21 protein-coding genes are annotated in these 22,950 nt (G+C 73.3%); 8 read left to right on the forward strand and 13 right to left on the reverse strand.

Annotation, left to right across the window (positions count from 1 at the left end):
- Positions 1-12 precede the first annotated feature (12 nt).
- Positions 13-1,851 carry a fatty acyl-AMP ligase gene (locus BM385_RS07110; RefSeq protein WP_093842493.1) on the reverse strand — a complete coding sequence of 613 codons (1,839 nt, stop codon included), beginning with the start codon at positions 1,849-1,851 and terminating at the stop codon, positions 13-15.
- Between the two features lie 263 nt (positions 1,852-2,114).
- Here BM385_RS07110 and BM385_RS07115 point away from each other — a divergent pair, with 263 nt between their 5' ends.
- From BM385_RS07115 to BM385_RS07130, 4 genes are all read left to right on the forward strand, one after another.
- Positions 2,115-3,350 carry a beta-ketoacyl-[acyl-carrier-protein] synthase family protein gene (locus BM385_RS07115; protein WP_019435422.1) on the forward strand — a complete coding sequence of 412 codons (1,236 nt, stop codon included), beginning with the start codon at positions 2,115-2,117 and terminating at the stop codon, positions 3,348-3,350.
- On the forward strand, positions 3,347-4,261 hold the full coding sequence (locus BM385_RS07120) for an acyl-ACP desaturase (RefSeq protein WP_019435421.1): 915 nt from the start codon (positions 3,347-3,349) through the stop codon (positions 4,259-4,261). The genes BM385_RS07115 and BM385_RS07120 overlap by 4 nt, the downstream gene beginning before the upstream one ends.
- Positions 4,262-4,293: 32 nt before the next feature.
- Positions 4,294-4,542: an acyl carrier protein gene (locus BM385_RS07125; RefSeq protein ID WP_019435420.1), complete on the forward strand. Its 249-nt coding sequence runs from the start codon at positions 4,294-4,296 to the stop codon at positions 4,540-4,542.
- Positions 4,543-4,773: 231 nt separating this feature from the next.
- Complete coding sequence (locus BM385_RS07130; RefSeq protein WP_139275147.1) at positions 4,774-5,373, forward strand: DedA family protein; 600 nt, start codon at positions 4,774-4,776, stop codon at positions 5,371-5,373.
- Positions 5,374-5,409: 36 nt separating this feature from the next.
- Here the strand turns inward: BM385_RS07130 and BM385_RS07135 are convergent, their stop codons facing one another.
- The 8 genes from BM385_RS07135 to BM385_RS07170 all read right to left on the reverse strand — a co-directional run bounded on the left by BM385_RS07135 (position 5,410) and on the right by BM385_RS07170 (position 13,628).
- Positions 5,410-6,657 (reverse strand): Nramp family divalent metal transporter, encoded by a 1,248-nt coding sequence (locus tag BM385_RS07135; RefSeq protein ID WP_093842494.1) that lies wholly within the window; start codon positions 6,655-6,657, stop codon positions 5,410-5,412.
- 10 nt (positions 6,658-6,667) lie between these two features.
- The gene (locus BM385_RS07140; protein WP_019435417.1) at positions 6,668-7,648 is read right to left on the reverse strand and encodes a phosphotriesterase family protein; all 981 of its coding nucleotides are present in this window, start codon (positions 7,646-7,648) and stop codon (positions 6,668-6,670) included.
- Between the two features lie 78 nt (positions 7,649-7,726).
- The gene (locus tag BM385_RS07145; protein WP_107407797.1) at positions 7,727-9,268 is read right to left on the reverse strand and encodes an MDR family MFS transporter; all 1,542 of its coding nucleotides are present in this window, start codon (positions 9,266-9,268) and stop codon (positions 7,727-7,729) included.
- Between the two features lie 157 nt (positions 9,269-9,425).
- Positions 9,426-10,238, reverse strand: a complete 813-nt coding sequence (locus tag BM385_RS07150) for a DUF4097 family beta strand repeat-containing protein (RefSeq protein WP_093842496.1) — start codon at positions 10,236-10,238, stop codon at positions 9,426-9,428.
- Positions 10,235-10,879 carry a response regulator gene (locus BM385_RS07155; protein ID WP_026047717.1) on the reverse strand — a complete coding sequence of 215 codons (645 nt, stop codon included), beginning with the start codon at positions 10,877-10,879 and terminating at the stop codon, positions 10,235-10,237. The genes BM385_RS07150 and BM385_RS07155 overlap by 4 nt, the downstream gene beginning before the upstream one ends.
- Positions 10,867-12,099, reverse strand: a complete 1,233-nt coding sequence (locus BM385_RS07160) for a sensor histidine kinase (RefSeq protein WP_093842497.1) — start codon at positions 12,097-12,099, stop codon at positions 10,867-10,869. The genes BM385_RS07155 and BM385_RS07160 overlap by 13 nt, the downstream gene beginning before the upstream one ends.
- On the reverse strand, positions 12,096-12,815 hold the full coding sequence (locus BM385_RS07165) for a DedA family protein (protein WP_093842498.1): 720 nt from the start codon (positions 12,813-12,815) through the stop codon (positions 12,096-12,098). Before BM385_RS07165 ends, BM385_RS07160 begins: the two co-directional genes overlap by 4 nt.
- 147 nt (positions 12,816-12,962) lie before the next feature.
- Positions 12,963-13,628: a LuxR C-terminal-related transcriptional regulator gene (locus BM385_RS07170; protein WP_019435411.1), complete on the reverse strand. Its 666-nt coding sequence runs from the start codon at positions 13,626-13,628 to the stop codon at positions 12,963-12,965.
- A 624-nt stretch (positions 13,629-14,252) separates the two neighbouring features.
- Between BM385_RS07170 and BM385_RS07175 the strand changes: the two genes are divergently transcribed.
- On the forward strand, positions 14,253-14,933 hold the full coding sequence (locus BM385_RS07175) for a response regulator (protein WP_019435410.1): 681 nt from the start codon (positions 14,253-14,255) through the stop codon (positions 14,931-14,933).
- A 10-nt stretch (positions 14,934-14,943) separates the two neighbouring features.
- Here BM385_RS07175 and BM385_RS07180 read toward each other — a convergent pair whose 3' ends face one another.
- Entirely contained in the window at positions 14,944-15,348 is a 405-nt protein-coding gene (locus tag BM385_RS07180) for a response regulator (RefSeq protein WP_078576352.1), read from the reverse strand.
- A 5-nt stretch (positions 15,349-15,353) separates the two neighbouring features.
- The gene (locus tag BM385_RS07185) at positions 15,354-16,550 is read right to left on the reverse strand and encodes a sensor histidine kinase (RefSeq protein ID WP_019435408.1); all 1,197 of its coding nucleotides are present in this window, start codon (positions 16,548-16,550) and stop codon (positions 15,354-15,356) included.
- A gap of 264 nt (positions 16,551-16,814) precedes the next feature.
- Between BM385_RS07185 and argG the strand changes: the two genes are divergently transcribed.
- Complete coding sequence (argG, locus tag BM385_RS07190; protein WP_093842499.1) at positions 16,815-18,263, forward strand: argininosuccinate synthase; 1,449 nt, start codon at positions 16,815-16,817, stop codon at positions 18,261-18,263.
- Between the two features lie 67 nt (positions 18,264-18,330).
- Here the strand turns inward: argG and pepE are convergent, their stop codons facing one another.
- Together pepE and BM385_RS07200 are read right to left on the reverse strand one after the other, a co-directional pair.
- On the reverse strand, positions 18,331-19,062 hold the full coding sequence (pepE, locus tag BM385_RS07195; protein ID WP_019435406.1) for a dipeptidase PepE: 732 nt from the start codon (positions 19,060-19,062) through the stop codon (positions 18,331-18,333).
- Positions 19,063-19,108: 46 nt separating this feature from the next.
- Positions 19,109-19,996: an IclR family transcriptional regulator gene (locus BM385_RS07200; protein WP_254791455.1), complete on the reverse strand. Its 888-nt coding sequence runs from the start codon at positions 19,994-19,996 to the stop codon at positions 19,109-19,111.
- A gap of 262 nt (positions 19,997-20,258) precedes the next feature.
- Here BM385_RS07200 and BM385_RS07205 point away from each other — a divergent pair, with 262 nt between their 5' ends.
- Both BM385_RS07205 and BM385_RS07210 read left to right on the forward strand, forming a co-directional pair.
- Positions 20,259-21,230 (forward strand): DUF1177 domain-containing protein, encoded by a 972-nt coding sequence (locus BM385_RS07205; protein ID WP_093842501.1) that lies wholly within the window; start codon positions 20,259-20,261, stop codon positions 21,228-21,230.
- Between the two features lie 125 nt (positions 21,231-21,355).
- Positions 21,356-22,942: an OPT family oligopeptide transporter gene (locus tag BM385_RS07210; RefSeq protein WP_037756466.1), complete on the forward strand. Its 1,587-nt coding sequence runs from the start codon at positions 21,356-21,358 to the stop codon at positions 22,940-22,942.
- Positions 22,943-22,950: the final 8 nt, after the last annotated feature.

Below are 22,950 nucleotides of genomic sequence, written 5' to 3' on the forward strand. Positions count from 1 at the left end.
CCCCAGTCCGGATCAGGCGAGGTGGTCGGCATCGAAGGTCCCCGCGCTCCAGCGCTCACGGCACTCGGCGCGCTTGATCTTGGCGCTGCTCGTGTACGGCAGCACCCCGGGCCGCAGCAGGCCCACCTCGCTCACCCGCACCCCGTGCTCGGCGGTCACCGCGCGCCGGATCGCCGCCTCCAGCTCGCCGGCCCGCACGGAGTTGCGCGGCAGCTCGGCGCCTTCGGCGACCGGGCCGCGCACCACCGGGTGGCGGCGCTGGACCTCCGCCAGCACCACCAGCTTCTCCTGGCCGCCGTCGTCCACCGAGAAGGCCGCGCAGCGGTCCTGGCGCAGCGCCGGGTGGCTGCCGGAGACGGTCGCCTCGATGTCGTGCGGGTAGTAGTTGAGGCCGTCCAGGATGATGACGTCCTTGCGGCGGCCGGTGATGAACAGCTGGCCGTCGTACAGGAATCCGAGGTCCCCGGTGCGCAGGAACACCAGGTCCGGGTCCTGCGGCAGCCGCGCCCTGAACGTCTCCTCGGTGATCGCCGGCGCGTCCCAGTAGCCGGAGCCGACGCTGTACCCGGAGACGTACACCTCACCGATCGCGTCGTCCGCGCACGGCTCACCGGTGGCCGGGTCGACGATCCGCAGCGTCAGCGAGGGCTGGATCTGGCCGCACCCCACCAGCTGCCGGGCCCGCGCCCCCTCGGTGGCGGGCCGCACCCGGCCGGCCACCAGGGCGGCGGCGTCGAAGGAGCGGATCACCGGCTCCTCGGGCGCCGGGCCACCGCTGACCATCACGGTCGACTCGGCCAGCCCGTAACAGGGGAAGAACGTCGCCCGGCGGAACCCGGCGGGCGCGAACTTCTCGGCGAACCGCTCCAGGGTCTCCGGCCGCACCGGCTCGGCGCCGACCGCGGCCAGCCGCCAGCCGGACAGATCGAGCTTCGCGATCTGCTCCTCGCTGATCCGGCGCACGCACAGCTCGTAGGCGAAGTTCGGGGCCACCGAGATGGCGTCGCCCCGGTCGGAGATGGCCCGCAGCCAGTTGAACGGGTGCTGGACGAACGCCAGTGGCGGCATCAAGGTCGCCTCGAACCCGGCGTACAGCGGCTGGAAGACCGCGTTGACCAGCCCCATGTCGTGGAAGAGCGGCAGCCACAGCACCACCGGCGGCGGCGTCTGCCCCTCCTCCAGATCACCGCGCGCGCCATTGGTGTGAATGAGCGCCAGATTGTCCAGCACATTGGCGTGGGTGAGCATGACGCCCTTGGGCAGCCCGGTCGAGCCGGAGGAGTACTGGAGGTACGCCACGGTGTCCCGGTCGATGTCCGGCTCGCGCCACTCCCCGGCGACGGCGGTGTCCACCGTGTCGGTGGCCAACTGCCTGACACCGGCCAGCGCCCGGCCCACCTGCTCGCTGCCGGCCAGCTTCTCCAGTACGCCGGTGGTGCTGAGGAACAGCGCCGGACGCGCCGAGGCCAGCACCGCCTCCAGCCGGTCGGTCTTCGCCCCGTCCCGGCCGGTCTCCACCGGTGGGATCGGCACCGCGATCATCCCGGCGTACAGCGCGCCGAAGAAGGCGGGGACGAAGTCAAGACCGGGGCCGTAGTTGAGCAGCACCCGGTCGCCGGGCTTCGCCACCCGCAGCAGTTCCACGGCGATCGCCCGCGCCCGCAGATCGACCTGGGCCGGGGTGAGGGAATCGCTTTCCTCCACCCCGTTCTCCAGAAAGGAGAAATACCGGCGGTCGGGTTCCCCGGCCGCCCGCGCGCGGCACATCTCGACCAGGGTGAGCCAGCCCGGATCGTCGTCCTGCGGCGCCGCCGTGCCGGCGGAAGTGGGAGAAAAAGTGCCCTGCACCATGCCTGACCTCTCATCCGAGGAGCGGTGAATTCAAACCGACCGGAATTCCCGGGTCGAGCGGTGGCCATCTTAGGCAAGCGGCACAGGGCGCGGACAACCGTCCTTGGAAGAGGTTCGGATCCGTCTTTGGAATGAGCCGAAGACATGCTGGGGGAGGGGAGTTATTCGTTCCTGAGCGGCTATTTTCCGGCCCTCCCCATCCGTACGCTTCTGGGGCACAGGCGCACCGGCCGACACGGAATTCCCGGAGAAAGGGTTGTGCTGTGCTGGACCAACGTGAACACGTACGCCCCGAAGTGGTGGTGACCGGCATGGGCGCCACCACCCCGCTGGGCGGAGACGTCCCCACCAGCTGGTCGGCCCTGCTGGCCGGCGAGTCGGGTGTCACCGCCCTGGAGGACCCCTGGGCCGGACAACTGCCGGTGCGCATCGCCGGCGTGCTGCGCAAGGACCCGGCCGAGATCGTGGACCGGGTGCAGCGCCGCCGGCTCGACCGCAGCCAGGAAGCTGCCCTGGTCGCCGCCCGCGAGGCGTGGTCGGACGCCGGCGCCCCCGAGGTGGACCCCGAACGGCTCGCCGTCGTGGTCGGCACCGGCATCGGCGGCGCGCTGACCATGCTGGACCAGGACGACCGGCTCGAAGAACTGGGGCCCCGGCTGCTCTCCCCGTTCACCATCCCGCGGCTGATGCCCAACGGCGCCGCCGCCGTCGTCTCCCTCGAACTCGGCGCCCGCGCCGGCACCCACGCCCCCACCAGCGCCTGCGCCTCCGGCGCCGAGGCGCTGGCGGTGGGCGCCGCGCTGATCCGCTCCGGCCGCGCGGACGTGGTGGTGGCCGGCGGCACCGACGCCTGTCTGCACCCGCTCTCCATCGGCGGCTTCGCCCGCATGGGCGCGCTCTCCACCCGCAACGACACGCCCGAGCTGGCCTCCCGCCCCTTCGACCGGGACCGGGACGGCTTCGTGATGGCCGAGGGCGCCGGCCTGCTCGTCCTGGAACGCGCCGAGTTCGCCCGGGCCCGCGCCGCCCGCCCCTACGCGGTGCTGGCCGGCGCCGGCGTCACCTCCGACGCGCACGACATGACCACCCCCGACACCCGCGGCCAGGTGCGCGCCCTCACCGAGGCGCTGCGCGACGCGGACCTCACCCCCGCCGACATCGGCCACGTCAACGCGCACGCCACCGGCACCCCGGCCGGGGACATCACCGAGGCCCGCGGCATCGCCCAGGCCGTCGGCACCCATCCGGCCGTCACCGCCACCAAGTCCGCCACCGGCCACCTGCTGGGCGCGGCCGGCGCGGTGGAGGCGGTCTTCACCGTCCTCACCCTGCGGCACGCGCTGATCCCGGCCACCCGCAACCTCACCGTCACCGCACCCGAGGTGGAACTCGACCTCGTCACCGGGGAGCCCCGGGCCGTCCCGGTCACCGCCGCGCTGTCCACGTCCTTCGGCTTCGGCGGCCACAACGTGGTGCTGACCTTCAGGAGCCCATCGTGAAGCCCGACATCCTCGTCGAACTGGAACCCGTCGTCGCCCGGAACCTCGACCGGCATCTGTCCATCGCCAAGGAGTGGATGCCGCACGAGTACGTGCCCTGGGAGGAGGGCCGCGACTTCGTCGAACAGCCCTGGCACCCCGACCAGTCCCGGCTCAGCCCGGAGGCCAGGATCGCGCTGGAGGTCAACCTCCTCACCGAGGACAACCTGCCCAGCTACCACCGGGAGATCGCCAACCGGTTCGGCCGGGACGGGGCCTGGGGCACCTGGGTGGGCCGCTGGACCGCCGAAGAGGGCCGGCACGCCATGTGCATCCGCGACTATCTGCTGGTCACCCGGGCGCTGGACCCCGACCAGCTGGAGGCCGAGCGGATGGCCGTGATGCAGGCCGGGCACCACAGCGAACGGCTCGGCGCCGTCCGGTCGCTGGCCTACGTCTCCTTCCAGGAGCTGGCCACCCGCATCGCGCACCGCAACACCGGACGCTTCGTCAACGATCCGATCGCCGACCAGCTGCTCGGCCGGGTCGCCGCGGACGAGAACCTGCACATGGTCTTCTACCGGTCCCTGGTCTCCGCCGCCCTGGAGATCGACCCCTCGGAAACCGTCCGTGCCATCATCGACGAAATCACCTCGTTCGCCATGCCCGGAACGATGATCCCGAATTTCACCCGGAAATCCCTGGTGATCGCCAGATCCGGTATCTACAACCTGCGCATTCACCACGACGAAGTGGTGCGCCCACTGTTGAAGCACTGGCGCCTCTTCGACATCGAAGGGCTGGACGCCGAGGCGGAAAAGGCCCGCGAAGAACTCGCCGTCCACCTCGAACTCCTCCAGGTGCAGGCGGAACGGCAGCAGGACCGTTTCCACACCGCGGCGGCCCGCCGCCGCGACCGCAAGCCTTCCTGACACGACCACCACGGCAGAACCGGGAGACCAGCATGTCCGAGCAGTCCATCCTCACTTCGGTGGCCGGCATCGTCGAGGAGATCGGCGGGGTGCCCGCCGCCGACGTCACCCCCGAGAAGCACCTCGTCGACGACCTCGGCATCGACTCGCTCGCCCTCATCGAGATCGCCGTCGCGGTCGGCGAGGAGTTCAGGATCGAGCTGAGCGACGACGAACTGAAGGAACTGCGCACCGTCCAGGACGTCGTCCTGCACATAGAGAAGGGGCTGGCCGCACGGTGACACCCCGCGCGGGCTGACCGCCCCACCACCGCGGACCAGCGGCCGGCCCCCCGGGGCCGGCCGCTCCCGCGTTCGGGCACCGCGGCACCCCCGGCGGCCCTGTGGATCTCCGCACCCGGGCCGGGGCGCTGTCCGCAGCGCGCCCGCGCGTCACGATGCGTAGTGTGGGGGTCGGTACGGCAGGGGGCGGGTCGCCCCGACGGAACCGACGACGTCACGGAGAGACAATTCGTGAGCCATAGCGGTGGGTTCATCCCGATCGTGGCCGTGTATCTGCTGGTCGCCCTCATCGTGTTCGCGGGCCGCTCCGGCCTCCACACCATGGTGATCCCCGCCGAGGCCGCCGCCCTGTTCGCCGGCGCGGCCGGCGGCGGCGCGCTGGCCCCGGCCGTCGACGTCCCGATTCCGGCCATGATCGCCGTGGTGCTGCTGTCCGGCCTCGCCGCCAGCGCCGCCGGCTACACCGCAGGACACCGGCTCGGCCCGCCCGCCCTCGGCTGGCGGGTGCTCATCGTGCGCCGCGAACGGCTGCTCCAGGCGCACCGGTACCTGGCGCACAGCGTCCGCTCCGCGCTCTTCCTCGGCCCCTTCACCGGCTTCCGCCGCCAGGTGATGCCCGCACTCGCCGGGATCACCGCACTGCCCTACCGCCGCTTCCTGGCCTGGACGGGGCTCGGCACCGCCACCTGGACCCTGCTCTTCGTGGGCCTGGGCACCCTGGCCTCCCGGCACGCCCAGGGCATCACCCGCATCACCGCGGGCGTCTTCCTGCTGGCCGTGCTCTCGCTGGTGGCCGCCGACTTCACCGTCTGGCGGCTGCGCACCCGCTGACCGGCCGGCACCCGGGCCGGGCCGGTGCCGGACCCGTCAGGGCACCAGCACCAGCCACAGCAGAAAGGCGTTCAGCGCGATGATGGCCGCCGCGATCAGCGCGTACAGCGCCGTCACCGGCCGCGCGTTGGCGTGCCGGCCCATCACCGCACGGTCGCGGGTGATCAGCAGCAGCGGCACCAGTGCCGGGGCGATCCCGAACGACAGCACCACCTGCGACAGAATCAGCGCCTGCGTGGGGTCCCAGCCCGCCATCGCGATGAGCACGGCCGGCGCCATGGTGATGCCGCGCCGCACCACCATCGGGATCCGCGCCCCGGTGAACCCCTCCATCACGATCTGCCCCGACAGCGTGCCGATCCCCGACGAGGACAGCCCCGCCGCCAGCAGCGCCAGCGCGAACACCAGCGCCGCCGCCGGGCCCACCCAGCCGCCCAGCGCGGCGTGCGCGTCGCTCAGCGACGCCACCTCGAACAGCCCCGAGCCGTGGAACGCCCCGGCCGCCACGATCAGCATCGACGCGTTGATCACCCCGGCCAGCGTCAGCGCCACCAGCACATCGATCCGCTCCGCGCGCAGCGCCCGGTCGATCTCCGCCCCGGTGCCCGCCACATGACGCCGCCGCACCAGCGCCGAGTGCAGATAGATCGCGTGCGGCATCACGGTCGCCCCCACGATGCCCAGCGCCAGCAGCGTCGCCCGGTTGTCCTCCGCCCCCGGCACCAGCCCCGAGGCCAGCGCCGCGCCGTCGACTCCGGAGCGCAGCATCAGATAGCCGAATCCGGCGCACATCAGACACAGCATCACCGCGATCACCACCTCGAACGGGCGGTGCCGGCGGGCCTGGAAGCCCAGCATCAGATACGACAGCGCCCCGGTGAGACACACCGCGGCCGGCAGCGGAATGCCGAACAGCAGGTCGAGCGCCACCGCCGTCCCCATGAACTCGGCGATGTCGGTGGCCATCGCCATCGCCTCCGCCTGGAGCCACAGACCCCGGGTGGTCCGCCGCCCGTACCGCTCCCGGCACGCCTCGGGCAGCGAACGCCCGGTCACGATCCCCAGCTTCGCGGACAGGAACTGCACCGGCATCGCCACCAGACCGGCGGCGACCACCACCCACAGCAGGCTGTAGCCGTAGGAACTGCCGCCCTCGATGTTGGTGGCGAAGTTCCCCGGATCCACATAGGCCACCGCGGCCACGAAGGCCGGGCCCAGCGCGCGCAGCGCCGTGACCGGTACGGCGGCGGGCCTGCGCCGCCGTACCGCGCGCGGGGAACGCACCGCCGCGGCCTCAGCCGGCCAGGAACCGGCGCGGGTTCTCCACCAGCATCAGCTCCAGGTCCGCCTCGCTCACACCCAGCTCCCGCAGCCGCGGCAGCACGGTGTCACTGATGTGCGTGAAGTTCCACTCCGGCAGGCCCCTGGCCTTCACCGCGTCCGGGTCCGGCGCCAGGTAGTCGGGGAAGCAGTGCGCGTCGTGCGAGAGCACCATCCGGTCCGCGTAGCCGCGCCGGGCCAGCTCCGCGACGGTGGCCGCCCGCTCCTCGGTGGCGCCGAACAGCGACAGACCGAAGCGGTCCATGCCCAGCGTCGCGCCCCGGTCCGCCAGTTCCGTCAGATAGTCCAGGTCGGTGCTGTCCCCGGCATGCCCGATCAGCACCCGGGACAGGTCCACCGACTCCTTGGCGAACAGATCCAGCGCGAGCAGCCCGGCCCGGCTGCCGCTGTCGGTGTGCACACTGATCGGAGCCCCGGTCTCCCGGTGCACGGCGGCCACCGCGCGCGCCACCCGCTCCACACCCGGCACCAGACCCGGCGCCTCCACACAGCACTTGAGCAGCGCCGCCCGCACCCCGCTGTCGGCGATCTGCGCGGTGATGTCCTTGGTGAAGTCGGCGATCATCGGGTCCGGCTGGTCGAGCAGCAGCCCCGGGCCCCGGAACGCGTAGTGCTGGGGCACCGCGTCGAAGGTGTACAGACCGGTGGTCACCACGATGTTCAGCTCGGGCACCCGCTCGGCCACCCGCTTGATCAGCCGGATGTCCCGCCCGATGCCCTGCACCGTCTGGTCGACCAGGGTACGGATGCCGCGCGCGGCCAGCTCGCGCAGCTTGCGGGCGGCGTCCTCGACCCGCTCCTCCTCGTCCCACCAGGTGCCCGCCCCGTAGTCGCGCACATACTCCGGGGAGAGCACGAACAGATGCTCGTGCATGAGGGTGGGGCCGAGATCCTCGGGCGCGACGGAACCGAGCACGGTGGGTATGCGGGACACACTGACTCCTCGAAAGATCCGTGGAAGGGGACGGAGAAGAACGGGGGAAGGGCGGGCACGGGGGAGGGGAGCGCGGGGCTATCCGTCGTCCCGCACCGTGCGGCGCAGCGGGACCGCCGGGATGAACCAGGCCAGCACCAGCATCAGGGCCGCGAACGGCAGCGCCGTCGCGAACACCAGATGGATCGAATCGGCGAACGCCTCCGCCACCGCCGGCCGCGCCGACTCGGCTATGCCACCGGTGTGATGGGCGATCGCGTTGTACGCGTCATCGGGATCGCCCCCGGGCGCGGCGGCCGGCAGCGCGTCCCGCAGCCCGCGCAGCAGCAGCGTGCTGAACAGCGCGGTCCCCACCGCTCCGCCCAGCGCCCGGAAGAACATGGTGGCGGCCGTCGCGGTGCCCAGATCCGCGTGCGGGACGGCGTTCTGCACGATGAACACCATCAGCTGCATGTGCAGCCCGACGCCGACCCCCAGCAGCGCCAGCGGCACGAACAACTGCCACAGCGGGGTGTGCGGCTCCAGCAGCGTCAGCCCGCCGAACCCGGCCAGCACCAGCAGCGAACCGGCGATCGGGAACCGCCGGTAGCGGCCGGTGGCCCCCACCCGGATCGCGGCGGCCATCCCGGCACCCACCGCCAGACCCATTGTGGGCACCAGCACCAGACCCGCGACGGTCGGCCCGGCGCCCCGGCTCACCTCCACGAACTGCGGCACGTACACGATCGTCCCGAACAGCGCGATGCCCAGCAGCCCCGAGGACGGCACCCCCAGCGCGAACACCGGGTTGCGGAACAGCCGCGGCGGCAGCACCGGGTCGGCCGCGCGCCGCTCCTGCCACCAGAACAGCCCGCCCAGCACCACGGCGCCCGCCACCAGACCCAGGATCTGCGGCGACCCCCAGGCGTACTCGGTGCCGCCCCACACCGTCACCAGCAGCAGCGCCGTGACGGCGGCGGCCAGCAGTGCCGCCCCGGTGTAGTCGATCGCCGCCTTCGGCCGGCGCGGGGTGTGCGGCACCCGGAAGGTCACATAGGTGACGACCAGACAGAGCAGCCCGAGCGGCACATTGACGTAGAAGATCCACCGCCAGCTCAGATGCTCGGCGAACAGCCCGCCCAGCAGCGGCCCGCCCATGCTGCCGATGGCGAACACCCCGCCGGTGTAGCCCTGCACCTTGCCGCGTTCGGAGGCCGGCACCAGATCGGCGAAGCCGGAGGTGGCCAGGTTCATCAGGCCGCCGCCGCCCAGACCCTGCAACGCCCGCATCGCGATGAGCATTTCGACGCTGTTCGCGGCCCCGGCCAGCGCCGAGGCGATCACGAAGATCGTCACCGCGGCCAGGAACGTCCGCCGCCGCCCGTACAGATCACCGAGCTTGCCGTGGATCGGCGCCGAGGCCACCGTGGTGATGAGATACGCCGTCACCACCCAGGACACCGACCCGGTGGCGTGGAACTCCCGGGCGATGGCGGGCAGCGCCGTCGCCACGATCGTCTGGTCGAGCACCGCGAGCAGCAGTGCCATGGCGAGCCCGCTCAGCGCCACTTTGGTACGGCGCGGCAGCCGGCTGGGGCCTTTTTCCGTAGCGACAGCCGTAGCTGTCTCGCTCCTGGTCACGCGGCACCGGCCTTCCCTGAAAAAGGACGCTGAGCGCCCTCCATGCTAGGGAAATCGCCCCTGCCGCTCATCGCCCCGCGGACGGAATCACGCTCCGCCCGAGGTCGCTTTCCGCACCGCCCAAAGAATGAGCCGGCCGCGGTGAGCTCCGGCGGATTCAGGAATTCCCGGCCGGCCGTACCCGTACCGGGCCGTCCCGGGTGGACACCGTCACCGTGCGCTCGGAGCCGGCCCGCGAGGCGAGCCCGACGTCCGCCGCGCCGTCCCGCCGGTCGATGTGCAGCGCGTACCCCTCGGGCGGCTCCGGCAGCACCAGGTCCACCGCCCCGTCCCGGGTCGCGGCCCGCACCTCCGGGGGCGCCGCGGCGAACCGCAGCGCCACGTCGCCGTTCCGGGTGGAGACGTCCGTCGCCCCGGTCAGCGCGGTGCCCGTCACCGAGCCGTCCCGGGTGCTGATCCACACCGGGCCCGGGCTGTCCGACACCTCCACCGCCCCGTCCTCACCCGCCACCTCGACGCCGCCGGCCACCCCGCTCACCTGCACCGCGCCGGAGGCGGACACCCGCACCGCCGCCTCGCGCGGCACCACCAGCGTCACCGCGGAGCCGCAACCGCGGCCCGGCAGCCCGGGACAGCTCACCGAAAGCCGCAGCGTGCCGCCGTCCTCCTCCTGCACCACCCGCGGCTCGAACAGCGACCAGCTCAGCTCCCACCGGGCCCGTACCGACTCCGCCCCCGGCTCGGCGCGCACCGTCACCGGGCCGCTCGCGCTCACCTCCACCCGGTCGAAGTCCCCCGGGTGCACGGTCTCCCGCTGGTCGCCGGTACGGGTCAGGTGCGAGGCGATGAACAGACTCAGGAACAGCACCACGCAGGCAGCCGAAAGACCGCCGGTGATCAGCAGCCGGCGGTCGGGAACGGGGGGCGGGGGCGGCACCGCGCGCTCGGTGCCGGTGGTCGCCGCCGTCATGACTTCAGATAGTGGACCACGGCGAGAATCCGCCGGTGCGATCCCTCGGCCACATCGAGCCCCAGTTTACGGAAAATGGAATTGACGTGTTTCTCCACCGCGCTGCTCGACACATACACCTGCCGGGCGATGGAATCATTGGTGTGCCCCTCCGCCATGAGGGAAAGCACTCTCGATTCCCGCTCGGTGAGCGTGCTCAGCGGATCGGTGCGCTTGCTCCGGGCGAACAACTGCCGGATCACCACCGGATCGAGCGCCGTACCGCCCTGGGAGACCCGCTCCAGGGCGTCCATGAACTCCTCGACCCGCGCCACCCGGTCCTTCAGCAGATAGCCGATCCCGCCCGCGTCATGGGTGAGCAACTCGGTGGCGTACCGCTCCTCCACGTACTGCGACAGCACCAGCACCCCCATGGCCGGCCAGCGCTGCCGCATCAGCAGAGCCGCCTTCAGCCCCTCGTCGGTGTGAGTGGGCGGCATCCGCACATCCACCACCGCCACGTCCGGGGTGTGCCGCTCGACCTCCGCGATCAGCTCCACCGCGTCCCCGGCCCGGCCCACCACCTCGTGCCCCTCGTCCTCGAGGAGCCGCGCCACCCCCTCGCGCAGCAGAACGGAATCCTCGGCGATCACGACTCGCACGGCAGCTCCACGGTCATCACGGTGGGTCCGCCCACCGGGCTGGTCACGGACATCTCACCCTCGACGGCGGCGATCCTGCGCATCAGCCCGGAAAGACCCGCCCCCGAGGTGTCCGCGCCGCCCACTCCGTCGTCCTCGATCACTATGAGAGCACGATCACCCTCGGCCCGGATGCCGACCCGGATGAGATCGGCCGCCGCGTGCTTGGCCGCGTTGGTGACCGCCTCGGAGACGGCGAAGTACGCCACCGGCTCGATGCCGGGCGGCAGCCGCCACGGCAGCCGGTAGTCGATGCGCACCGGGACCGCCGACCGCTCCGCCAGCGCGGAGAGCGCGGCGTCCAGACCGCGGTCGTCCAGAATGGCCGGATACACCCGCCAGGCCACGTCCCGCAGTTCGGTCAGCGCCTGGAGCGCGTTCTCGTGCGCCCGCTCCAGCGGCGGCAGCAGATCCTCCCCGGGCCGCGTCCCCTCGGCCACCCGGCTCGCGGTGCGCCGGGCGCTCGCGAGTAACAGGGCCAGCGCCACCAGTTGTTGCTGCACCCCGTCGTGCAGGTCCCGTTCGATGCGCCGCCGCTCGGCGTCCACCGCCTCCACCACCGAGGCGCGCGAGCGGATCAGCGCCCGCACCCGGGCCGCCAGCCGGGCCGGCTCCCCGGGGCCGAGCAGCCGCCGCGCGGTGCGGGCGTCCCAGCCGGCCAGCGCGGTCGCGATCCACGGGGCGAGGGCGAGCAGCGCCGCCCCGGCCAGCATCCGGACCGCCTCGCCGAGCAGTTGCGGATCGGCCCGGTACAGCGGCGAGGTCACCAGCGCCAGCCCGAAGGACCAGCACAGCAGTACGCCCGCACCGGCCGGCAGACCCACCGTCAGCCGAGTCATCAGCCAGGACGCCGCGCGCCGCTCGGTGTCGGCCAGCACCTCGTGGTACGCCTCGGCGCCCGAGCCCCGGGCGTCCGCGCCCTCGCGGGGCCGCAGTTCGGGACCGGCCGGGTCGGGCACGTCCGCGATCCCGCAGGATTTCAGCCGGGCCCGCTCGGCCCGCCCGGCGCGCAGCAGCACGTCCTGGCGCAGCCGGAAGCCGGCCCGGCGCCACCGCCGGTGCCCGGTCAGCGGCAGCGCGAGCAGCACCATCAGCGCCACCGGGCCCGCCACCACGTTCAGCAGGGCGTGCACCGTACGGGCCAGCGCCGTCGTCGCCGCGGCCCGCCACCGGGCGTTCATCGCGCCCCCCGGGCGAGCGCCGGGCGGCCCCGGAGGGCGACCGGTACCGGAACGGGCACCGGACGCGGCGCGCCGCCGGGCCGGGTGACCGGTGCGGCGGCCGGGACCGCCGGCGGGCCGGGGGAGCGGCGGCGCCGGGCGGCCAGCCACCACAGCGCGCCGGCCGCGCCCGCGACCGCGCCCAGCGCCCACACCGGGACCGGCCCGGAGACGGCGCTGTGCCCGCCGTACCCCAGGGCCACGTACAGCCCCGTCCAGCTCACCTCCGCCACCACGGCGGCCGTCGCGTACCGGGCCACCGGATAACCGCTCAGCCCGGCCGCCGCCGCCCCCGTCGCCCGGCCGCACGGCACGAACCGCAGCGGCACCAGGAACGCGCCGCCGCCGCTGCGCAGCCGGGCCGAGGCGGCGCCGGTCAGCTCCGCCAGCCGCGCCGTGCACGGCCGGCCCGGCAGCGGCCACCTCCGGGTACGGGCGCGGGTCCTGCCGCGCAGCCGTCTGGCCGTGCCGTACAGCCCGAGATCGCCGGTGAGCGTGCCGGCCAGTACCGCCGAGGCCACCAGCAGCAGCGACAGATCGCCGCGCGCGGCCAGCGCCCCCGCGAGCACCACCAGCGTCCCGTTGGGCGCCAGCGGGGCGGCGGTGGCCAGAAACAGCACCGCGTACGCCCACGGCTCGGCGTGGCCGGCCGCTGCCGCCAGGCTGTCCGCGTCCACGTCAGGTGCTCCTTCCCCGGTGCCCGCGGGCGGCGGGCCGATACCGGCTGCCAGTGTGCCAGCGGGCGCATGCCCCGGCCATGGGGACCGGCGGTCAGTTGGCTGCGGCCTCGCGCACCCCCGCGGTGCGGAGGACCGCACACTTCGTCAGTGCGGGGTCAGCCCCTTGCGGTGCGCGAGGATGCCCGCCTGGAGCCGGTCGCGCAGCCCGAGCTTGGAGAGCACATTCGAGACATGGGACTTGACGGTGGCGATGGTCAGACTCAGATCCTGGGCGATCTCGTTGTTCGACATGCCCAGCGCTATCCCCTTGAGCACCTCCACCTCGCGGTCGCTCAGCTCCGAGAAGGCGCTGCCGTGCGGGCCGCCCGCCGGCGGCAGGATCTTGAAGCGGTCCAGCATGAGGGAGACCATCACCGGACACAGGTACGCGTTCCCGCGCGCCACCGCCCGTACCGCCTCGATCAGTTCGTGGCGGGTGGTGGACTTCAGCAGATAGCCGCGGGCGCCGAGCTTCAGGGCGCGGAAGAGACTCTCCTCGGAGTCCCGGCTGGTGATCACCACGATCTTCGCGCGTAAACCCTGCGCCCGGGAGAGGATCTCCAGGGCGTTCTCCTGTCCCACCGTCAGGTCCGTGAGGATGACATCGGGGTCCGTTCTCTCCGCGGTCATCACCGCGTCGCGGGGGGAGTCCGTGACGGTCAGCAACTCCATCCCCTCCTCGTGGGTGAGGACGGCGCTGAAGCTGTCGCGCGCCAGACCTTCGTCGTCGACGAGGGCGATCCGAATGGTGCTGTGGTGTTCGTTACGCATGTGTTCTCCGTGGGAGAGTGGCACGAACGGCTGTGACGCGGCGCGGCATCCGGACGTCGCGGAAGCGGTGTGCGGCAGGGGTCCGCACGGGTGGCACGCAACGCGGATGCGACATCAACTCCTGGTCGGGGCCCCGTGATCGCATGACGCGACACCTGTGCGCCGCAGAGCTGTGAGGCCAGTTCGGATGGGACGGTGTGTGGTCGGGACACCGCTCGGTAGCAGTGATACCGGCAGAACTCAAAGCGCGGCCCCATGACAGCACGGCCGCCCGAACCCCGGCATCGCCGCTAAGGATGCATCCCCGCCCGCCCCGTGCACTCTTGAGAATGACGCCGCTCCGTCCACCGGCGGCGCTCCCTCCGCCGTCGGACGGAGCCGGCCGCGCCGGGCGGCCGACCCCGGCCCCGTCCGGTGGCCGCGGTGCCACTGGTCGGCCCACTGGCGCTCGCGGGTGCGCCCTTGATGCGCCACCGGCGGTGGATGAGGATGAACCGCACCGCACGGATACCGCCCCCGGGAGCAGCGCCGCCCGCCCCAACCCTCCCTGACCAGGGGGGATGGCGGCGTACCGGCTCCCGCACGGCACGGGCGGACGGGGAAAGCGACCTGGGGGAAGGTGACATGGAGCCGGAGAGCCATGTGTCCGTGGTGATCGCCGATGACGAACCGGTGGTCCGCGAAGGACTGCGGCTGATCCTGGAGACCCAGCGGGACCTGCGGGTCGTCGGCAGCGCGGGGGACGGCCGGCAGGCGGTGCGGCGCTGTGCCGAACTGCGGCCGGACGTCCTGCTGCTGGACGTGCGGATGCCGCACGGCGACGGCATGTGGGTGCTCGCCGAACTCGCCCGCCGCAAGCTGCTCGGCCACGGCGGCTGCCGGGTGCTGATGCTCACCACCTTCAGTCTGGACGAGTACGTGGACCAGGCGCTGGCGGGCGGCGCCAGCGGCTTCCTGCTCAAGAGCAGTTCGTACGAGGAGGTACTGGCCGGCGTGCGCGCCACCGCGCAGGGCGACGGATTTCTGAGCCCCACCGTCACCCGGCGCATCATCGACGGCTACGTCAGGGGCCGCTCCGACCGCACGGTGGACGCCACCGACGCCGCGCGCATCGCCGCGCTGACCGCCCGCGAGCGCGATGTGCTGCGACTGCTCGGCGAGGGGCTGAGCAACCTGGAGATCGCCCAGCGGCTCTCGGTCTCCGAGCACACCGTCAAGTCCCACGTCAGCCGGCTGCTCAGCAAGACCGACTGCCGCGACCGGGGGCAGGCCGCCGCCCTGGTACGGCGGGCCGGTCTGTGCTGAACCGGTGCGCTCACCCCCGGTGGCGCGCGCCGTGGGCCGCCCGCACCTGGGCCACCAGTTCCTCCCACGGCAGGCTCTTGAGCAGCACGCCCCGGGCGCCGTGGGCCACCGCGTCCGCCTGGTAGCGCGCGTGATCGAACGTGGTGAGCATGAGCACCTGGACGGCCCCGGGTCCCGGGCCCACCAGCCCGCGCCCGGCCAGCGCGGCCAGCACCCACAGCCCGTCCCGGCCCGGCATCCGCACATCCAGCAGCGCCACGTCCGGCCGCAGTTCGGTGCAGGTCCGCAGCGCCGTCTCGCCGTCCGCCGCCGTGGCCACCACCTCCAGGTCCGGCTGGGCCTCCAGGATCAGCGCCAGGCTCTCGCGCACCGTCCGCTCGTCGTCCGCGATCACCACCGTGATCGGCCCCGGCACCGCCGTCACCAGGTCCGCCCGGCGTCCTGCGCCGGGGGCACCGACGCGGTGACCAGGAACCCGCCGTCCTCGGTGCCGCCCGCGGTGAACTCGCCGCCCAGCGCCGTCACCCGCTCCCGCATCCCCTCCAGGCCGGTGCCGGCCCCGGGGACGGGCACCACGTCGTACGGGGACGGTGCGGAGCGCACCGCCACCCGCACCGCCGACCCGGCCACCGTGGCGCCGATGGTCACCGCGGCGCCCGGGGCGTGCCGGCGGGCGTTGGCCAGGGTCTCCTGCACGATGCGGTAGCACATCAGCTGGACCGGTTTGGGCAAGGTGGCGGGGTCCCCGTGGATGTCCAGCCGCACCGGGTTGCCGGCCTGCCGGGCCGAGCGCACCAGCTCGGGGAGTTCGGCGAAGGAGGGGGCGGGTGACAGTGGGGCCCGCTCCGGCGGTGTGCCGTTGCGCAGCACGCCCAGCAGCTCCCGCATCTCCACCGTCGCCTGCCGCCCGGCGGCGGCCAGCGCGTCCACCTGGCGGCTCGCCCACGGCGGCAGGTCGGCCGAGCGGGCGCGCATCGTCTCGGCGTGCACCACCAGCAGGGTCAGCGAGTGGGCCACCACGTCGTGCATGTCCCGGGCGATCCGCACCCGCTCGGCCGCCGCCGCCCGCTCCGCGAGCAGTGTGTGCTCGCGCTGGGCGTCGGCGGCGCGCGCCCGGACCGCCTCCAGGGTCAGCCGGTGGCTCTGCACCACGATGCCCAGCGCGCAGGCCACCGGCAGCGGGGCCACCGTCGCGAACACGTCCGAGCCGCCGCGCCAGTCGGTGGTCGCGGTGGCGTGGTTGACCATCACCCCCAGGCAGACCAGCACCGTGCCGCCGCACACCCCGGCCAGCGCGCGCGGCAGGGTGCAGTAGGCCCCGACCGCGTACAGCGAGAACGCCAGCGGCAGCACGGCGAGATTCCCCAGCTGGACCTCCTGGGCGGCGCACCAGATCTCCACCACGGCGAGTGTCGTCAGCATGACCGCGAACCCGGTGAGCGGTAACCGCCGCCGGACCAGCAGCCCCCCGGCGGCGACCACCGAGTGGACGGCCAGCGCCGTCCACGCCTGCCGGGAGGTGTCCGTCGTCACCTGGTCAAGCAGCGCCGGTGCGACGGCGGCGAGCGCGATCAGCGGATCGATGAAGTGCGGACGGGGCAGCGGGAACGAGGTCATCGCCCAGACAGTAAGGGCCGCACCGGAACGTGACATCGCTCGTACGAATGAGTCTGCGGCCGGAAAAAGCGCTACGGGCTACCTCTCGCGGACCAGCGCGGCCTCCCGCCCCGGACCGAGCCCCTTCCGACCCCCGTGCGATCCCTTCCGAACCCCCTTCCGAACTCCCCTGCCGGGCCGGCACCGGCCCGTGCCGGACCCCTGCGGAGCGCGGTCCGCCCCCCCGATTTTGCATGATCATGCGTCATTGTGCATACTCTTCCCATGTCCAAGGTCCTCACCTCCCTCCCGGCCGGCGAGCGCGTCGGCATCGCCTTCTCCGGCGGGCTCGACACCTCGGTCGCGGTCGCCTGGATGCGCGACAAGGGCGCCGTCCCGTGCACCTACACCGCCGACATCGGCCAGTACGACGAGCCCGACATCGCCTCGGTGCCCGGCCGCGCCAAGACCTACGGCGCCGAGGTCGCGCGCCTGGTCGACTGCCGCGCCGCGCTGGTCGAGGAAGGGCTCGCCGCGCTGGCCTGCGGCGCGTTCCACATCCGCTCGGGCGGGCGGGCCTACTACAACACCACCCCGCTGGGCCGCGCCGTCACCGGCACCCTGCTGGTGCGGGCCATGCTGGAGGACGACGTCCAGATCTGGGGCGACGGCTCGACCTTCAAGGGCAACGACATCGAGCGCTTCTACCGCTACGGGCTGCTCGCCAACCCGCAGCTGCGCATCTACAAGCCCTGGCTGGACGCCGACTTCGTGACCGAGCTGGGCGGTCGCAAGGAGATGTCCGAGTGGCTCCAGGCGCACGGGCTGCCCTACCGCGACAGCACCGAGAAGGCGTACTCCACCGACGCCAACATCTGGGGCGCCACCCACGAGGCCAAGACCCTGGAGCACCTGGACACCGGTGTGGAGACCGTCGACCCGATCATGGGCGTCCGGTTCTGGGACCCGTCGGTGGAGATCCCCACCGAGGACGTGACGATCGGCTTCGCGCAGGGCCGGCCGGTGACCATCAACGGCAAGGACTTCGCCACCCCCGTCGACCTGGTCATGGAGGCCAACGCCATCGGCGGCCGGCACGGCCTGGGCATGTCCGACCAGATCGAGAACCGGATCATCGAGGCCAAGAGCCGCGGGATCTACGAGGCGCCCGGCATGGCCCTGCTGCACGCGGCCTACGAGCGCCTGGTCAACGCGATCCACAACGAGGACACCCTCGCCCAGTACCACACCGAGGGCCGCCGGCTCGGCCGGCTGATGTATGAGGGCCGCTGGCTGGACCCGCAGGCCCTGATGGTGCGCGAGTCGCTCCAGCGGTGGGTCGGCGCGGCCGTCACCGGCGAGGTGACGCTGCGGCTGCGGCGCGGCGAGGACTACTCCATCCTCGACACCACGGGCCCGGCCTTCAGTTACCACCCGGACAAGCTGTCCATGGAGCGCACCGAGGACGCGGCGTTCGGCCCCGTGGACCGCATCGGCCAGCTCACCATGCGCAACCTGGACATCGCCGACTCCCGGGCCAAGCTGGAGCAGTACGCCGGGATCGGGCTGATCGGCACCGCGGGGCCCGCCACCGGCGCCGCCCAGGCCGCCGCCACCGGGCTGATCGGCGCCATGCCGGAGGGCGGCGCCGAGGCCATCGCCGCCCGGGGCGAGGCCGCGGGCGAGGACGACGCCCTGCTGGACCGCGCCGCGATGGAGTCCGGCACCGACTGACGGACAGCGGCCACGGGGCCGGCCCGGGCGCCACGACGGCGCCCGGCCCGGCCCCGTACGCCGTGGCTCAGCCCTGCGGGCTGTCGAACGCCGGCTCGCCGGCCAGCAGCTCACTCAGCTCGGCACCGGGCCCGTACTCCACCGGCTCCTGCCCGCGCCGGAAGAGCACCGCCCCCGCCGGCACCCCGCCCAGCGTCAGCCGCCCGTCCCCGGCGCGCAGCCAGGTGCCCTCCCGCAGACCCAGCACCGGTACGTCGTTCTCCTCGTGGAACTCCTTGATCCGCTGCGCCCGGGTCTCCCCCATGTGGGTGCTGCCGGGCACCGGGTCCAGGTAGTGCGGATTGATCTGGAACGGCACCAGGCCCAGCGCGCCGAACGACGGCGGCTGGACGATGGGCATGTCATTGGTGGTGCGCAGGGTGGGGCAGGCCATGTTGGTGCCTGCGCTCGACCCCAGGTACAGCGCGCCGGCCGCCACCCTGGCGCGGATGGCGTCGATCAGTCCGTGCCGGTGCAGCGCGGTCAGCAGCCGGAAGCTGTTGCCGCCGCCGACGAACACCGCGTCGGCCGCGTCCAGCAGCGACGCGGGCCGCCCGGCGGTGTGCGCGCCCGTCACCTCCACCCCCAGTGGGGCGAACGCCTCGGCGACCCGCGCGGTGTACCCGTCGTGGTCGGCCTGGGCCCAGGGCACGAACAGCAGCCGGCGGGCGCCGCCGAGCGCGTCGGCGATCTCCGCGCGGGCGTGGTCCAGATAGCCGTGCCCGGGGGCGGTCGAGTTGGAGAGCAGCAGCAGGCGCACGGGGCGCCTCCCTTCGTCGGGGGTGAGGGGTGGATACGGGGGAAGGTCAGCGGGGGTCGGCGGGGGCGCGGCGCGGGCGCAGCGGGGTGAGGAGCCGGCCCAGGTCGGCGGCGGCCCGGGTGAGCGGGCCGACGACGCCGGCCGGGTGCTCGCCGAAGAAGCCGCTCGGTCCGGCGACGGACAGGGTGCCCACCGGGCGCCGCCCCACCAGGACCGGCACCGCCACGGCGGCGGTCTCGTCGTCGTACTCGCCCTCCGAGTGGGCGTAGCCGTGCTGCCGGGCCTGCGCGAACCGCTCCTCCAGGAGCACCGGATCGGTGACGGTGCGCTCGCTGAACCGGGCCATCGGCCGCCCGTACAGCAGCGCCGCCCGGTCCCGGGCCGGCAGCATGGCGAAGTACGCTCGTGAGGTGGCCCCGGCATGGGCGGGGTACAGCTCGCCGGTGAGATCGTGGGCGCGCAGCGGCCCCGAGGCGCCGTCCACCGCCGCGACGCACCGCATGTGCACCCCGTCCGGTACCGCGAACAGCACTCCGAAGCCGACGGTGTCGGCCAGGGAGCGCAGCACGGGCCGCACCAGGTGGGCCATGCCGCCGTCCCGTTCCCAGACCCGCGCCAGATCCCACACGGCCGGGCCGAGCCGGTAGCGGCGGGTGCGCGGGTCGGAGACCACGAAGCCCCGGTGGGCGAGGGCGGCCAGCAGCCGCTGGGCCACCGACTTGTCGAGGCCGAAGGCCGCCGCAACGTCGCTCACCCCCCACTCGGGGTGGTCGCGGTCGAAGGAGAGCAGCAGGCTCAGCACCCGGTCGGCGGTCTGGAGCGGAGGTCTGTCCTCCGTGCCCCGGGTGCGGGGCAGGCCGGTCGGCTGCGCCTGATCGGCCGGGGAGGCCGCGTTCTCCGCCACGTGATCTCCCGGAGAGTGGGATTCCGTCATGCCAGGAGTGTAAACCGTCCCGCATATAGAGAAACTATTGCGCCAAGATGAACGGTGCGCGGATTCTGGACGCGCACCGGCCGCGCGGAGCGCCGACCGGTACGGCGGTCGCCGGCATCCCGGCCGGCCGCCCGCGCAGCCGCCCGCCCACGCCATCCCCTGGGCCGACGACGGCGATCCACGGCCCCACGGCCCTCCACGGCACCCGCGCCGACGCGGTTCCTCCCCCGGTGGAGCGCTCCCCACAGCGAAAGGATCCCCCGTGCTCAAGCACGTCCTCGACATCATCGAACTGCTCGACCGCCCGCAGACCGGCGGCGAGCTGCTGGCGGACCACCTGCGCACGGTGCACGCCACCGCGGCGGCCGAGGCCGGCGACAGCGGCGCACCGGCCGGCGTCCGCGTCGAGGTGACCACGCTCACCGGCGACAAGGGCAGCACCGACTTCGTCTCCGTCACCGTGCCCGGCCGCGGCGGCCGGCTGGCCGGCGGCGACGCCCCCACCCTCGGCGTCCTCGGCCGGCTCGGCGGCGTCGGCGCCCGCCCCGAACGCATCGGCCTGGTCTCCGACGCGGACGGCGCCGTGGCCGCCCTCGCCGCCGCCGCCAAGCTGCTGGACATGCACGCCCGGGGCGACGTCCTGGACGGCGACGTCCTGATCTCCACCCACGTCTGCGGCTGGGCCCCCACCCAGCCGCACGACCCGGTGCCGTTCATGGATTCCCCCGTAGACACCCTGACCTGCAACCACCAGGAGGTCTCGCCCGCGATGGAGGCGATCATCTCCATCGACACCACCAAGGGGAACCGGCTGCTCAACCACCGCGGCATCGCCCTGTCGCCCACCATCCACCAGGGCTGGATCCTGCGGGTGAGCGAGGACCTGCTGTCCGTGCTGGAGAGCGTCACCGGCGAACCCGCCCGGGTCCTGCCCGTCACCACGCAGGACATCACGCCGTACGGCAACGACGTGCACCACATCAACTCCATCCTCCAGCCCGCCGTCGCCACCACCGCCCCCGTGGTCGGCCTGGCCGTGACCGCCGCCACCGCCGTCGCCGGCTGCGCCACCGGCGCCAGCCACGAGACCGACATCGCCGCCGCCGCCCGCTTCGCCGTGGAGACCGCCAAGGAGTTCGGCCGCGGCACCGCCCGCTTCCACGACCCGGAGGAATTCGCCCGCCTCGTGGACCTGTACGGCCCGATGACCCACCTCCAGTCGCTCCCGTCCTGAGAGAGACCGCACCACCAGGAGTCCCCGTGGAACCCAGACTCTCCACCCCGCCGGCCGGCCCGGCGGAGACCGGGCAGCGGCACCCGCGCGCCTTCGAGCCCATCACGCTCGTCATCACGATCCTGATGTCCGTGCTGGGCGCCCTGATCGGCGTCGTGCTGATCACCTCGCTCGGCGTCTCACCGAACACCTCGGTGATCGGCGCCCTGGTCGCCATGCTGGTCGGCCGCATCCCGCTGGGCATCCTGGTGCGGATGCGCTCCCCGCACCGGCAGAACCTGGTGCAGTCGGCCATCTCCGGCGCCACCTTCGCCGCCGCCAACTCGCTGCTCACCCCGATCGCGGTGCCCTTCGCCCTGGGCCGCACCGACCTGGTGTGGCCGATGCTGGGCGGGGCCGCCATCGGCCTGGCCGTCGACAGCTGGGTCCTCTACCGGGTCTTCGACTCCAAGCTGCTGGCCGCCACCAACGCCTGGCCGGCCGGCATCGCCTCCGCCGAGACGATCAAGGCCGGCGACACCGGCGGACGCAAGGCCGCCGTCCTCGGCGTCAGCGCGGTGGCCGGACTGCTCGGCGCGCTGGCCAAGCTGCCCACCGCCGCCGCGGGCGTCGGCTTCCTCGGCAACGTCTGGGCGCTGGCCATGTTCGGCATCGGCCTGCTCATCGCCCAGTACGCGCCCGGGATCTTCGACATCAACCTGTCCCAGGAGTTCATCCCGCACGGCCTGATGGTCGGCGCCGGCCTCGTCGCCCTGGTCCAGGCGGTCCTGCTGATGCGCAACCGCAAGAGCCGCAAGGACCGGACCGCGGAAGCCGCGGCCCCCGCCCCGGCCGTCGCCCCCGCCCCGCAGGTGCGCACCAAGGACGCCGCCCAGCTGCGGCGCGGCCTGATCCAGGGCATGGTGCTCTTCATCGGCGGAGCCGTCTTCGTGGCGATCACCGGCGGCATCGCGAGCGGCATGTCGCTGCCCGCGCTCATCGGCTGGGTCCTGCTGGCCGCCACCGCCGCCCTCGTCCACCAGCTGATCGTCGGCCTCGCCGCCATGCACTCCGGCTGGTTCCCGGCCTTCGCGGTCACCCTCATCGTGCTGATCGTCGGCCTGGTGCTGCACATCGACACCGTGCCGCTCGCCCTGCTCGTCGGCTACACCGCCTCCACCGGCCCCGCCTTCGCGGACATCGGCTACGACTTCAAGGCGGGCTGGCTGCTGCGCAAGGACGCCACCCCCTGGCTGCCGTACGAGATGGACGGCCGCCGCCAGCAGTACCTGGCCCAGCTCGTCGGCTTCGCGGTCGCCCTGGTCGTCGTCGCGATCGCCTGGAAGGGCTTCTTCGAGGAGGGCCGCGTCCCGCCGGTCTCCGAGGTGTACGTGGCCACCATCCTGGCCGGCCTCGACCCCGGCGTCATGGGCACCCTGCTGCTGTGGGCCATCCCCGGCGCCCTCATCCAGGCCATCGGCGGCTCCTCCCGGCAGATGGGTGTGCTGCTCGCCACCGGTCTGCTGGTCGCCACCCCCGCCGCCGGCTGGCTCGTCCTGGGCGCCCTGGTCGTCCGCACCGGCTACACGGTGTGGCGCCGCCGCGGCATCACCGACCCGGCCGCCCGCCGGGCCAGCGACGAACAGTCCGAGGCCGATCTCTCCCTGGTCGGCGCCGGACTCATCGCCGGCAGCTCCGTGCACGACGTGAGCCAGCTCACCAAGACCCTGTGAGGCCCGCC

It is taken from the genome of Streptomyces harbinensis (genome assembly GCF_900116145.1).
Taxonomy (GTDB): Bacteria; Actinomycetota; Actinomycetes; order Streptomycetales; family Streptomycetaceae; genus Streptomyces; species Streptomyces carpaticus.